The sequence below is a fragment of the Thermus scotoductus DSM 8553 genome (genome assembly GCF_000381045.1).
In the GTDB taxonomy this organism is placed as follows: domain Bacteria; phylum Deinococcota; class Deinococci; order Deinococcales; family Thermaceae; genus Thermus; species Thermus scotoductus.
Genome location: NZ_KB905764.1, coordinates 1 through 13,575, shown reverse-complemented (window position 1 = coordinate 13,575; position 13,575 = coordinate 1). Strand labels below are relative to the sequence as shown.

Below are 13,575 nucleotides of genomic sequence, written 5' to 3'. Positions count from 1 at the left end.
GAGGGTGGTTTTAGCGGCCAGGTAGCCCTTGGCCAGGTCCTGGCCCTGCAGCAGGAGAAAGATGGCCAGGGCCAGGAGTTCAGCCAAGGTGGCTTTCTGGTGCCTTTGCTTTCTGGGGAGCTTGAACCCTTGGGCCTGAAGGGCCTTGAGCTCGTCGTCCACCCAGATGTAGATGGCCACGAGGAGGGTTTCTGCGTCAAGATAGTAGAGGGGGTGCTCTCGGTTTGGAAGCATAGCACCCCCTCTTTTTTCACATCCCAGGGGTTGGGGTCAAGTAGCACACGAAGGGATTACCAGAAGATCCCCCTTCTCCTTCAACTGGGCCCGGAGCCTCTTTCGGAAGATTTCCGGTTCCACGAGTTCTGGCTGGGGCTAAAGGGAAGCCAGAAGCCCCTCAAGGCCCTCCTTCTGGAACAGCGTCTGGCCGCCGGGGTGGGGAACATCTATGCGGACGAAGCCCTTTTTAGAGCCCGCCTCTCCCCTTTCCGCCGGGGACGGGAGCTTACGGAAGCCGAAGCGCAAAGGCTTTTCGCAGCCCTTAAAAAGGTGCTCGCCGAGGCCCTCCTCTTGGGAGGAAGCACCCTTTCCGACCGCACCTACCAGCAGCCCGATGGCCTACCGGGAAGCTTCCAGATGCGCCACGCCGTCTACGGCCGTACAGGGCTTCCCTGCCCGGTTTGCGGCACACCCATCGCCAAAAGAGTGGTGGCGGGAAGAGGCACCCACTTCTGCCCCCGGTGCCAGGGATTCTAGCCCAGCCGCCCTCTTCCCCGGTCCAGGAGATAGAAGGCAAGCCCCGAGAGAAGGGCCAGAAGGGCGGCTATGGCCAAGGCCTCCCGGAAGGGAGCCTCCCCGGGTCGGCCCAGGCGCTCATAGATGGCCAGGGTCAGGGTGGTCCACTCGGGCCGCCAAAGCACCAGGGTGGCTCCAAACTCCCCCAAAATGGCCGCCAAGGCCAGGGCCAGCCCGGATTGCAAGGCGGGAAAGACCAGGGGGATCTCCACCCGCAAAAACGCCCGAAGGGGCGTGGCCCCCAGGACCCGGGCCGCCTCGAGGAGGCTTGGGGAAAGGCTTCTTAAGGCAGGCAGGAGGGCCCGGGCAAGGAGGGGGTAGGCCAGAAGGGCATAGGCGACAAGCAAAAGGAGCAAGGAGCCCCGGAGGTTCGGGTAAGCCAAAAGGTAGCCGAGGCCCACGGCCACCGGGCTCAGCATGAGGGGGAAAAGCCCCAAGAGGTCCATGAGGGGGCTCCGGCGGGCTGCTGCGGCATAAGCCACTCCCAAAGGAAGCGCCAGGGCCAGGGCCAAGAGGGTGAAGCGGAGGCTATTCCCCAACGCCACGGAAAGGGGAGTGAAGTCCTCCGAGGCCCAGGCGGCGGCCAAGGCCCCTAGGTCCAGGCGCAGAAAAAGCCCCCACAAGGGGGCAAAAAGGAGGAGAAAAAGGACGCCTAGGCCCAGGGTATAGGCCCAAGGAGGAGGGGGAAGAAGCCCTCCGGGGGACAGGGGGTAAGGCCGGAGGCGCAGGTAGAGGGCCACGGCGAGGCCCAGGGTGAGGATCTCCAAAAGCATGAGGGCGCTGGCCTCGGGGAAGGCCAGGCGGTAGGCCAAAAGGGTGTAGACCTCCACCTCGAGGGTGGCGTACCGGGGCCCCCCCAGGAGGAGAGGAACCCCGAAGGCGGAAAAGGCGTAGATGAACACCAAAAGCCCCGCAGAACCCAAGGCGGGGAGGAGGAGGGGAAGCCCTACCCTTAGAAAAGCCCTGGGGCTCGAGGCCCCCAGGACCCGGGCCGCCTGCAAGGGGCCCTCCAGGTTCAAGGCCACCGGCAGGAGGACCCTGAGGGCAAGGCCCAGGTTGTAGAACACAGCCGCCAGGAAGAGGAGGGTTTTGGTGCCGTAAAGGTCCACCCCCAAAAGTCCCCTGGGGCCCAGGAGAGCTAAAAACCCCAAGGCCACCACCGGGGTGGGAAGGACAAAGGGCAAGGTGGAAAGCGCTAGGAGAACCTCCCGCAAAGGAAAACGGCGGCGAAAGAAAAAGGCCAGGGGCAAGGCCAGAGCCAGGGTGAAGAAGGCGGAAAGAAGCCCATATTCCAGGCTCCAAAGGTAGCGCTCCCAGTAGTAGGGGTTCGCCAAGGCCCTGGCCAAACCCTCCCCTAACCCCAGGGCCAGGATGCGCCCCAAAGGGTAGAAAAGGGCCAGGCCCAGAAATAAGAGGACGAAAAGGACCCCGTAGGCCATGGCCCCTTAAACCTAACCCCAGAAGGCGTTAGCGCCGGGAACGGCGCACCGTCTCCGGGCTTTGCCCCTGCAGAACCACCTTGGTCCACTCCTCGATCCAGCGCTCCCGGTTCTGGGCCATAACCTTGGGATCCAAGCGCACGCTGCCCACCGGCTCTGGGGCGAAGCGGAAGACCTCGGGGAGCCTGGCATCCCGGCGGGCCGGGTACATCCACATCTCCGTGGGAAGGTTCTCCTGGACTGGCTTGGAAAGGAGCCAGTCCACCACCTTCCTGGCCCCCTCCAGGTTCTTGGTCCCCTTCAGGATCCCCACGAACTCCACCTGGAAGAAGGCCAGCTCGGGGAAGAGGTTCCCCGTGGGCGGCTCTTGGTACTTCCCCTCGGAATAGTAGACCTCGGCGGCGGGGCTGGTGGTGTAGGAGACCACCAGGGGCCTATCCCCCTTGTAAAGGGTGAAGTGGGTGTAGTAGGCCTCGCTCCAGCCCTTGGCCACCCGCGCCCCTCCATCCCTGAGCTTGGCCCAGAAGTCCAGGTAGCCATCCTCGCCGAAGCGGGCCACCGTGGCCATGAGAAAGGCCAGGCCCGGGGAGCTGGTGGCGGGGTTTTGCACCACCAGGAGCCTGGCGAACTCAGGCCGGGTTAGGTCCTGGGGAGTTTTGGGCAAAGGGCGGTCCTTGAAGTAAGCCCGGTCGTAGTTCAGGCTCACCCAACCGTAGTCCACGGGAAGGGCGCGGAAGGTAGGGTCCAGAAGCAAGGTGGCCTTCAGGTTTTGGATCTCGGGGCTACGGTAGGGCAAGAGGATATCCGCCTCGAGGGCCCGGGAGAGGAAGGTGTTGTCAAAGCCGTAAATCACGTCGGCGATGGGGGCTCCCTTGGTGAGGATGGCCCGGTTTAGGGTCTCCCCGGCATCCCCCCCTTTAAGGAAGCGAAGCTTCAGGCCGGTTTCCCGCTCAAACCGGGCGATGAGCCCCTTATCCAGGGAAAAGCTGCTGTGGGTGAGGACGGTGATCTCCTGGGCGAAGCCGAAGGCCAGAAGGACCAGCAGGGCAAAGATCCTCAACATAAAACCCCTCCTTGTCACCGGGAGGGGCCTTGGTCACCTTCCCTACGCCGGCATTACCCGGATCAGGTTCCAAGGGTATCTCTCAGCCCCATAAGAGGGCACCCCCGGTGACGCCCTGAGTTTACCACCCTTCCTGGCCCTGGAAGGGCATCCCTCACACCCTCCAGGGAGCCAGCAGACCCTCGAGGACCTCCCGGAAGGTCTCGCCAAAAGCCTCCGGCTGGTCGATCCAGGGGTAGTGCCCGGCCCCGGGTATCACCCGGATGGGGGCTTTGAGGCGTTCCGCCACCTCCTCGGCATAGGGGTAGCTGGTGCCGTCCTTCTCCCCCACCACCAGGGCCACTGGCTTGCGGCTTGGGGAGAGGTAGGGAGTGTAGTCCAGCCGCCAGAGGCCGTTTTTCCAAAAGGCCAAGGCCGGGGTATCCGGCCCCAGGATGCCCGAGCCCTCCGCCACCCACTCGTACTCCAGTCGGCCATGGGGGGTGGGGAACATGAGGCGGTCGAAGAGGAGCTTGGGCTCCGCCTTCTCCAAGGCCGCCCTCAGGTTCGCCTCGGGGTCGGCCAAAGGTTCAAGCCCCGCCGCCTCCACAAGCCTTGCGGAAAGCCAGGGGAAGCTCACCCAGGGGGAAAGGAGCACCGCCCCCAGGACCTCCGGGTAGCGGCGGAGGAGCTCCAGGGCCACCAGGGCTCCGAAGCCGTGGGCCAGAAGATGAAACTGCTCCAGCCCCAGGGCCTCGGCCAGGGCCACGGTATCCTCCACCAGGGCATCTATGGTGAAAAGCCTGGGGTCCTGGGGAAGCTCCAGGCTCCGGCCGGAGCCCCGCTGGTCGAAGTAGATGACCCTGAACCCTTCCAGGTAGTCCTGAAGCCCTTCCCTGAGGGCGTAGGCGTTCCCCCCAGGCCCCCCGTGGAGGACCAGGAGGGCCGGGGCATGCTGGTCCCCCACGTCCTCCACGTAAAGCTCCGCCTCCCCTACGGGGATGTAGCCGATTTCTTCCCGCATCCCCTATAGACTACCCCATCCTCCAGGGCAAAGGCCCAAACCTTAACCCCGGGCAGGGCCCTGGCCTTGGCCATGGCTTCCTCCCCGGCGCCAAACACCTCCAAAAGCCAAATCCCTTCCCCCGCAAGAAGCCAGTAGGGATGGGGAAGCTCCCGGGCCAAGCCCAAAAGGGCCTCCTTTTCCTTGCCCTCCACAAAGAGTACCCTCATCCCTTCCCCCAAAGGCGGTAGTAGAAGAGGATCTCCGCGCTTTCCTCCAAGGCGGTGAGGAGGCTATAGGCCTCCAGAAGGGCTTCCTCCGGCTTCTCCTTAAGCCCTATGGCAAAGGCCCCGTGGCCCCTTAACAGGCAGGCTCGGTGCTCCTTAAGGCCCTCCGCCACGGCCAAAGCGGCCTCCAGGGTGGCGCTTGTGGTCTTGGGGGCAAGCACGGGAACCTCCTTCAGGTAGTACTGGCCCTCGAGGTCCAGGGGAACAATCCGGTCCAGGTGCAAGGAAAGAGCCACCGCCACCCGGGGATGGGCATGGACGATGGCCCGGGCCGGGGTCGCCCGGTACACCTCCCGGTGGATCACGCTCTCCACGCTGGCCCCTTCCGGGAAAGGGCCCTCGAGGGGCACCTCCACCAGGTCCTCGGGGGTCAGACGGGCCTTCTGCACCCCGCTTTTGGTAATGAGAAAGCCCTCCTTGGTGCGCACGGAAAAGTTGCCCGCGGTGGCGGAGATGAGCCTCTGGTGGAAAAGATCCTCCCCCACCTGGCGAAAGGCCGAATAAAGCTTAGCCAGCATGGCATTAAGCCTGCTTGCCCGGCTGTTCCCGGCGAACCGGACGGCGCACCGCCGGCTCCTTGGCCTCCACCGCCTCCTTCCTGGCTTCCTCGATGGCCTTGAGGGTCTTCTTGTCCACCACCTGGGTAAAGCGCACGAAGTCGTTTCCGGTCCCCGCAGGGATCAGGCGGCCCAGGATGACGTTTTCCTTAAGGCCAATGAGCTCGTCCTTCTTGCCGGCGATGGCCGCCTCGGTGAGCACATGGGTGGTGTTCTGGAAGCTGGCGGCGGAAAGCCAGCTCTTGGTGGAGAGGGCGCTCTTGGTGACCCCCATGAGGAGGGGCTTCCAGGCCACCGGGGTCTTGCCCTCGACGATGAGCCGCTCGTTCAGGGCCTCCACGTCCCACTTCTCCAGGACCTGGCCCTCCAGCAGGCGGCTATCCCCGGGATCGGTGACCTCCACGTACTTGAGCATCTGCCGCACCACGATCTCGATGTGCTTGTCGTGGAGCTTCACCCCCTGGGCCCGGTAGACCTTCTGGATCTCGTCCACCAGGTAGCGCTCCACCGCCTCGGGGCCCTTGGCCTCCAGAAGCTGGTGGGGATCCACGGCCCCGCGGGTCAAAGGCTGGCCCGCCTCCACGTAATCCCCATCCTTCACCACCAAGCGGGCATCCTTGGGAAGCTTGTACTCCTTGGAGAAGCCCTCGGATTCCACGAAGACGGAAAGCTTCTCCTCGGTTTCCTCGATGCGCACCACCCCGTCGATCTCGGAGATCACCGCCTTAGCCTTGGGCCTGCGGGCCTCAAAGAGCTCGATGACCCGGGGCAGACCCTGGGTGATGTCGGTGCCCACCGCCACGCCGCCCGTGTGGAAGGTGCGCATGGTGAGCTGGGTGCCGGGCTCGCCGATGGACTCCGCCGCCACCACCCCCACCGCTTCCCCGATGGACACGGGCCTGGCCATGGAGAGGTCGTAGCCGTAGCACTTCTGGCACACCCCGTAGCGGGTCTGGCAGGTGAGGGGGCTACGCACGGGCACCTCCTTGATCTCCTCGGCCTCCGCCGCCTTGATGATGAGCCCCACGTCCTCGAGGGTCAGGTAGCGCCCTTCCTCCAGGCGCTGGCCCAGAACCTCCACCTCCCGGGCCAGAACGCGGCCATAGAGGCCGGACTCGATGTCCGAGCGCTTCCTGAGGCGCAGGGTGCGGGTCACCTCGTCGGGCTGGAAGAGGGGGACGGAGATGAAGTTGGTGGTGCCGCAGTCCGCCTCCCGGACCACGATCTCGTGGGCCACGTCCACCAGCTTCCGGGTGAGGTAGCCCGAGTCCGCGGTCCTAAGGGCGGTGTCCGCCCCACCCTTCCGGGCCCCGTGGCTGGAGATGAAGTACTCCAGCACGGTGAGGCCTTCCCGGAAGGAGGAGCGCACCGGCACCTCGAAGGTCTCCCCCGAGGGCTTTTGCATGAGGCCCCGCATGCCGCAAAGCTGGCGGATCTGCTGGGGGTTACCCCGGGCCCCGGACTGGGCCATCACGTAGAGGGGGTTGAAGGGGTAGTTCTCCTCAAAGTTCTTGAAGACCGCCCGGGTGACCTTCTCCGTGGTTTCGGTCCAGAGCTGGATCACCTGGTCGTAGCGCTCCCGGTCGGTGAGGAAGCCCATCTCGTAGGCCTGCTCGATCTGCCTAAGCTTCTTGTCGGCTTCCTCCAGGTACTTCTGCTTCTCGGGGGGGATGACGGCGTCGTCGATGCCGATGGTGATCCCGCTGGTGGTGGACAGGGTGAAGCCGTAGTACTTGAGGGCGTCCAGAAGCCTTGCGGTCTTCTCGATCCCCAGGCGCAGGAAGGACTGGTAGACCAGGTCTTTTAGGGAGTTTTTCTCCTGGGGTACGTCCATCTGCAGAAGTTCCTGGGCCACCTTCTCGTCCCCCACCGCCTCGCCCACGATGCGGGCAAAGAGCACCCGGCCCGGGCTGGTTTCCAGCCGCTTGCCCAGGTAGCGGACCGTCACCACGTCCTGGAGGTCCAAAAGGCCATGGGCCACCGCCAAAAGGGCCTCGTCGGGGCTTGTGAAGACGAACTTCAGCCGGCCCACGCTGGTTTCCTTGCCCGCCACCTTGATGGGGGCGTTCAAGGCCACCTCGCCCCGCTCGTAGGCGGCCAGGGCCTCCTCGGGGGTGGCGAACTCCCGGCCCGCCCCCTTCTTCTCCCGGCGCACCTGGGTGATGTAGTAAAGGCCCAGGATGATGTCCCGGCTGGGCTTGGCCAAAGGCTCCCCGGAGGCCGGGGAGAGGAGGTTGTGGGCGGAGAGCATCTGGATGCGGGCCTCCGCCTGGGCGAAGGAGGAAAGGGGCACGTGCACCGCCATCTGGTCCCCGTCGAAGTCGGCGTTGAAGGCCTCGCAGACCAGGGGGTGGAGCTGGATGGACTGGCCTTCCACCAAAACCGGCTGGAAGGCCTGGATGCCCAGGCGGTGGAGGGTGGGGGCGCGGTTTAAGAGGACCACCTTGCCGTGGATGACCTCCTCGAGGGCGTCCCACACCTCGTCCTTGATGTCCCGCTGCCTTTCCAGCATCTTGCGGGCCGCTTTCACGTTGTGGGCGATGCCCTTTTCCTCCATCTTCTTGAGGAGGAAGGGCTTGAAAAGCTCCAGGGCCATGCGCTTGGGCAGGCCGCACTGGTGGAGCTTGAGCTGGGGCCCCACCACGATGACGCTCCGCCCGGAGTAGTCCACCCGCTTGCCCAAAAGGTTCTGGCGGAAACGGCCCTGCTTGCCGGAGAGGATGTCGGTGAGGCTCCTAAGGGGCCGTTCGGAGCCCGGGTTGGTGACGGGGGAGCCGCGGCGGCCGTTGTCGATGACCGCATCCACCGCCTCCTGCAGCATGCGCTTCTCGTTGCGGATGATGATCTCCGGGGCTCCCTGGGCCAGAAGCTTCTTCAGGCGGTTGTTGCGGTTGATGAGGCGGCGGTAGAGGTCGTTGAGGTCGCTGGTGGCGAAGCGGCCCCCGTCCACCTGCACCATGGGGCGGAGGTCGGGAGGCAGGACCGGCACCGCCTCGAGGATCATCCACTCCGGGCGGTTGCCGGAGTCCAGGAAGGCCCGGACCACCTCGAGGCGCTTCCTGGCCTTGGCCCGCCGGGCCCGGGAGGGGTGCTTCATCTCCTCCAAAAGCTCGGCCTCCAGCTTCTCCAGGTCCAGCTCCTTCAAAAGGGCCTGGATGGCCTCGGCCCCCATGCGGGCGTCGATGTCGTAGGATTCCACCACCCGCACCACGTTCCGGACCAGGTCCACCTCCACCCGGCCGTAGATCTCGCTCTTGACCTTCCCCCCATCCGCCAGGACATCCCCCGGGGCCACCCGGTCCCCGGTGGTCACCTCCACATCGTCCTCAAAGGGGTAGAGGCGGGCCTTCATCACCACGATGCTGGCGGGCTCGTGCAGGTGGACGATGCCCTCGGCCTCGGCGATCACCTCCTCCTCGGGGTCAATGGCCGCCACCACCTTCTCCCCCGCCTGGACGTGGGCTCCTTCCGGCACCACCACGTTCATGTGGGGAGCCACCCCATAGTCCTTGGGCTCCGTCCACTCCAGGAAGAAGGTGAGGTAGACGGTATCCCCTTCCTCCTCCGCCTCCACCTCCTTAGCGGTCATGTGGCGGGGCATGCGCAAAAGACCCCGCCCCTCGGCCAGGGGCTGGCCCTTTTCCACCACCTCCCCGTGGACCACCAAGGGGGTCAACCCCACGGGCAGGAAGTAGCGGGCCACGGCCTCCTCGTCCTTGAGGAGGGTGAGGAGGTGGCCCTCCTCGAGCTCCTTAAGCTCCACCACCCCCTCCTCCTCCGACCGGAAGAGGTAGGGCTCGGGGAGTTCCGCCAGGATCTCTCCCGGCCTATAGCCCTCCCTCTCCACCCAGGCGGAGAGGGGCAGGCGGAGGCCCGCCCGTTCCTTGCGCAGGTAGTCGATCCGCACCCGCCGGGGGAAGCGGTACAGGGCCACCCCATCCATGCGGCTCACCACCCCGGGAGCCAGCTCCTGCCCCTTCACCACCTCCTCCCCGTCCTTGACCAGGGCATCCACCCCTTGGGGCAGGGGGTAAGTTTCCTGCTTGCCGTAGCGGAGCTCCCGGTACTCCTCGTCCGTGAGGAGCTGGCGCTTCTGGACCGGCACCCCATCCAGCACCGCCCCCTTGGGGTCCAGGACGATGTACTTGCTGAAGTACAGGACCTGCTCCAGCTCGGTGGCGGAGAGGTCCAGGAGGGTGCCGATCTTGGAGGGCACATCCTTCACGAACCAGATGTGGGCCGCGGGGGTGGCGAGCTCAATATGGCCCATGCGGTAGCGGCGGACGATGCTCTTGGTGACCTCCACCCCGCAGCGCTCGCACACCTTGCCCTCAAAGCGCTGGCGCTTGTACTTGCCGCAGGCGCACTCGTAGTCCTTGGTGGGGCCGAAGATGCGCTCGTCGAAAAGCCCATCCCGCTCGGGCTTCAGGGTGCGGTAGTTGATGGTTTCGGGCTTCTCCACCTCCCCGTAGCTCCAGGAGCGGATCTTTTCCGGAGAGGCCAGGGCGATGCGAACCTTGCGAACTTCCTTTTTCATTCCTCCTCCACTTAAGGGCAATCCCGCTTCTGCGGTGCGGCTTACCGCTTGGATGCCAGGCCCTCAAAGATGTCCACGGGGTTATCCCGCTCGTCCAGGGTCTGCACATCCAGGGCCAAGGCCTGAAGCTCCTTTACCAGCACGCGGAAGGACTCGGGCACGCTGGGCTCGGGCACGTCCTCGCCCTTGATGATGGCCTCGTAGGCGGCGTTGCGGCCCTCGATGTCGTCGGACTTCAAGGTGAGCATCTCCTGCAGGGTGTGGGCAGCTCCGTAGGCCTCGAGGGCCCACACCTCCATCTCCCCGAAGCGCTGGCCGCCGAACTGGGCCTTACCGCCCAAAGGCTGCTGGGTGATGAGGGAATAGGGGCCGGTGGAGCGGGCGTGCATCTTGTCCTCCACCATGTGGTAAAGCTTCATGATGAACATCTGCCCCACCACGATGGGGCCCTCGATGGGCTCGCCGGAGCGGCCATCGTAGAGAACCACCTTGCCCTGGGTGAAAAGCTCCCGAAGCTGCTCCTCCGGGCTTTTGCCGGGGCTCACCAGGCCCAGCTTCTCCGCCCGGGCCAGGACCTCGAGCTCCCTCTTGTCCACCCCGAAGCCCTCCTCCTTCCGCTTGCCGAAGTAAAGGTCGAAGGCCTCGGCCAAAAGGGCCTTGATCTCGGGCTCCGTGGCCCCGTCAAAGACCGGGGAGATGTAGCGCTGGCCCAGGAAGAAGCCCGCCAGGCCCAGATGGGTTTCCAGGATCTGGCCCAGGTTCATACGGCTCGGCACGCCCAGGGGGTTCAGGATGATGTCCACGGGGGTGCCGTCGGGCAGGTGGGGCATGTCCTCCACGGGGAGGATCTTGGCCACCACCCCCTTGTTCCCGTGGCGGTTGGCCAGCTTGTCCCCCACTTGGAGCTTGCGCTTCTGCGCCACGTAAACCCGCACCACCTCCCGCACCCCGGGCTTCAGCTCCACCCCGGGATCCCCACGGCGCAGGCGGAGGGTACCCACCACGATGCCCCCCTCGCCCGGGGGCACCCGGAGGGAGGTGTCCTTCACATCCCGGGCCTTATCCCCGAAGATGGAGCGCAGAAGCCTCTCCTCCGGGGAGGGCTCCTGCTCCCCCTTGAAGCTGGTGCGGCCCACCAGGATGTCCCCGGGCTTCACCTCGGCCCCGATGCGCACCACCCCCTCCTCGTCCAGGTCCCTCAGGGCCGCCTCGGAGAGGTGGGGGATATCCCGGGTGATCCGCTCCGGACCCAGCTTGGTGTCCCGGGCCTCGATCTCGTAGCGCTCGATGTGGATGGAGGTGTAGAAGTCCCGCTTTAAAAGCTCTTCGCTGATGACGATGGCGTCCTCGAAGTTGTAGCCGTCAAAGGGCATGATGGCCACCAGGACGTTCTGCCCCAGGGCCAAAAAGCCCTCCTCGGAGGCCGGGCCATCCGCCAGGAGGTCCCCCTTCCTCACCCTCTGGCCCACGGTCACCCGGGGGCGCTGGTCCAGGGCGGTACCCTGGTTGGAGCGCACGAAGCGGCGCAGGGTGTACTCCACCAAGCGGCCATCCTCATAGCGCACGGCGATGCGGCGGCCATCCACCGCCACCACCTCCCCGTCCTCCTCGGCGTAGACCGCGGCCAGGGAGTCCCGCACCACCCGCTCCTCGAGGCCGGTCATCACCACCGGGGCCTGGGCCCGGATAAGGGGCACCGCCTGGGTCTGCATGTTGGAACCCATGAGGGCCCGGTTGGCGTCGTCGTGCTCCAGGAAGGGGATGAGGTTGGTGTTCACGGAGAAGACCTGCTTGGGGCTCACGTCCATGAACTCCACCTCCTCCGGGCCCACGATCACCGGCTCACCCTTGCGCCGGGCCACCACCCGGTCGGTGGCGATGCGGTTCCCCTCGAGGGGAGTGTTGGCCTGGGCGATGGTGTACCGGTCCTCCTCGGTGGCGGTCATGTAGACCACCTCGTCGGTGACCACCCCGTTCCTCACCCGGCGGTAGGGGGTGCGGATGAAGCCCAGCCCGTCCACCCGGGCGTAGGCGGCCAGGGAGGTGATGAGGCCGATGTTGGCGCCTTCCGGGGTTTCCACCGGGCAGATGCGGCCATAGTGGGTGCGGTGCACGTCCCGCACGTCAAACCCCGCCCGCTCCCGGGTGAGGCCCCCAGGACCCAAAGCGGAGATGCGCCGCTTGTGGCGCAAGGAGGAAAGGGGGTTGGTCTCGTCCTTGAACTGGGAAAGCTGGCTACGGCTGAAGAACTCCCGGATGGCCGCCTCGAGGGGCCGGTTGTTCACCAGCTTGGCCGGGGTAAGGGTATCGGCGGAGCCCATCACCATCCTCTCCCGCACCCCGCGGGCCAGGCGGCTTAGGCCCACCCGGAACTGATCGGCCATGAGCTCCCCCACGGTACGGATGCGACGGTTGCCCAGGTGGTCGATGTCGTCCACCTCGTGCCCGGGAACCCCGGCCATGAGGGCGAAGAGGTAGCGCAGGGTGGGCAGGAAGATCTCGTCCTTAAACTCTCCGTCCTCAAAGCGCGCCAGGGTGCGCCCGGAAAGACGCACGCCCAGCTTCTCCTCCGCCTTGTACCGCCCCGCCTCCCCCAGGTCGTACCGCCTTGGGTCGGCCAAAAGGCCAAAGAGGTAGGCCAAGGCCTTGTCCTTCTTGGGGGGGTCGCCGGGACGGAGCAGGGTGAAAAGGCGCACCAGGGCCTCCTCCGGGCGCATGGCAAGCACCGCCTCGTCCAGAAGGCCCCCCAAAAGCTCCCCGTAGGCCCCAAGCTCCCGGTTCAGGGTTTCGGCGTCGTAGCCCAGGACCCTGAGGAGGAGGATGAGGGGGAACTTGCGCTTGTTGACCTTCATGGATACGGTGCCGTTTTGCTCCACCTCCAGGTCAATCCAGGGTCCCCGCTTGGGCAAGGGGATGATGCTGGCCACAAACCGCCCGGGGCGGGCGGGGTCCGGGGTGAAGTAGACCCCCGGTGAGCGGTGGATCTGGGAAACGATCACCCGGTCGGCCCCGTTGATGATGAAGGAGCCGTCCTCGGTCATGAGGGGGATGTGGCCCAGGAAGACCTCGTCCTCCTTGATGAGGCCCGTGTCCTTGTGGATGAGCTGGAGGCGGGCATAGAGGGGAGCCTGGTAGGTTAGGTCCTTCTCCCGGCACTCGTCCTGGGAAAAAGGGGGCTCCCCGATGCGGTACTCCAGGAAGTCCAGGACCATACCGCCCTTGCCCTTGTCCCCCTCCTCCACGGGGAAGGTTTCCTTGAAGGCCGCCTGGATGCCCACGTCCTCCCGCTTATCCGGGGGAACATCGGCCTGAAGGGCCCTCTTGTAGGATTCCACCTGGATTTCCGTCAAAGGGGGAAGGGGTATAACCTCTCGGATGCGACCGAACCGCTTAATCTCCATGCGTCACCTCAAGGATGGGAAAGCGGGCCGCCCGAGGTAAGCTAACAGGGTTCTTCCGCGGGACCTCGCGCCCCGCGGCGGCTGGCTCTTACCGTGCTCCCTTGGCCCGACCAAAGAGCACAAACCTTAGCTTATAGGGCAACCCCTTAAGCCGTCAAGCCTACCTAACCAGGACTTTACCCACATCTCCGTTTCGTGGTAAATCTCCAGGACTTTACCCACATCTCCGTTTCGTGGTAAATCTCCAGGACTTTACCCACATCTCCGTTTCGTGGTAAATCTCCCCTTGCGGGCGCAGCCCGTATCTGGTACCGGGGGTGATCCATGGACATGCTCAAGGTGGCCGAGGCCAGGCTCCAGGAGTTCACGGGCCGTTTTGCGAGCGTTTTCCCCCGATAAGCGCCTCCACCGACGGTTTGAAGAGGTGGTGCGGGGCGCCTTGGCCGCAGGCTCAGCCCGGGTGAGCGAGATGGTGGCCTCGCTCCCTTCTCCCCTCCAGAACCGCTTCCACCAGGCC

7 protein-coding genes, 2 pseudogenes and 1 riboswitch are annotated in these 13,575 nt (G+C 65.4%); of the genes and pseudogenes, 1 reads left to right on the top strand and 8 read right to left on the bottom strand.

Annotated features, from left to right (window positions below; translation table 11 throughout):
* Positions 1-234 (bottom strand): annotated as a pseudogene (locus F604_RS13280) (transposase); the annotation flags it as partial.
* Between the two features lie 48 nt (positions 235-282).
* Here F604_RS13280 and F604_RS13275 point away from each other — a divergent pair.
* A pseudogene (locus tag F604_RS13275) lies at positions 283-753 on the top strand (Fpg/Nei family DNA glycosylase); the annotation flags it as partial.
* Here the strand turns inward: F604_RS13275 and F604_RS0109880 are convergent.
* The 7 genes from F604_RS0109880 to rpoB form a co-directional block, all read right to left on the bottom strand.
* The gene (locus F604_RS0109880; protein WP_019551514.1) at positions 750-2,231 is read right to left on the bottom strand and encodes an ABC transporter permease; all 1,482 of its coding nucleotides are present in this window, start codon (positions 2,229-2,231) and stop codon (positions 750-752) included. The pseudogene F604_RS13275 and the gene F604_RS0109880 sit on opposite strands and share 4 nt — an antisense overlap.
* Positions 2,232-2,259: 28 nt before the next feature.
* Positions 2,260-3,294, bottom strand: a complete 1,035-nt coding sequence (locus F604_RS0109875) for a thiamine ABC transporter substrate-binding protein (RefSeq protein WP_019551513.1) — start codon at positions 3,292-3,294, stop codon at positions 2,260-2,262.
* Between the two features lie 21 nt (positions 3,295-3,315).
* Positions 3,316-3,410: riboswitch (TPP riboswitch) on the bottom strand.
* A 38-nt stretch (positions 3,411-3,448) separates the two neighbouring features.
* The gene (locus tag F604_RS0109870) at positions 3,449-4,297 is read right to left on the bottom strand and encodes an alpha/beta fold hydrolase (RefSeq protein ID WP_019551512.1); all 849 of its coding nucleotides are present in this window, start codon (positions 4,295-4,297) and stop codon (positions 3,449-3,451) included.
* Positions 4,267-4,506, bottom strand: a complete 240-nt coding sequence (locus tag F604_RS0109865) for a hypothetical protein (RefSeq protein ID WP_019551511.1) — start codon at positions 4,504-4,506, stop codon at positions 4,267-4,269. The genes F604_RS0109870 and F604_RS0109865 overlap by 31 nt, the downstream gene beginning before the upstream one ends.
* Positions 4,503-5,081, bottom strand: coding sequence for a fuculose-1-phosphate aldolase (locus F604_RS0109860; protein ID WP_019551510.1), 579 nt, complete (start codon positions 5,079-5,081; stop codon positions 4,503-4,505). The genes F604_RS0109865 and F604_RS0109860 overlap by 4 nt, the downstream gene beginning before the upstream one ends.
* Before the next feature lie 4 nt (positions 5,082-5,085).
* Entirely contained in the window at positions 5,086-9,657 is a 4,572-nt protein-coding gene (gene rpoC / locus F604_RS0109855; protein ID WP_026329115.1) for a DNA-directed RNA polymerase subunit beta', read from the bottom strand.
* A 41-nt stretch (positions 9,658-9,698) separates the two neighbouring features.
* Positions 9,699-13,058, bottom strand: coding sequence for a DNA-directed RNA polymerase subunit beta (gene rpoB, locus F604_RS0109850; protein WP_019551508.1), 3,360 nt, complete (start codon positions 13,056-13,058; stop codon positions 9,699-9,701).
* Positions 13,059-13,575: the final 517 nt, after the last annotated feature.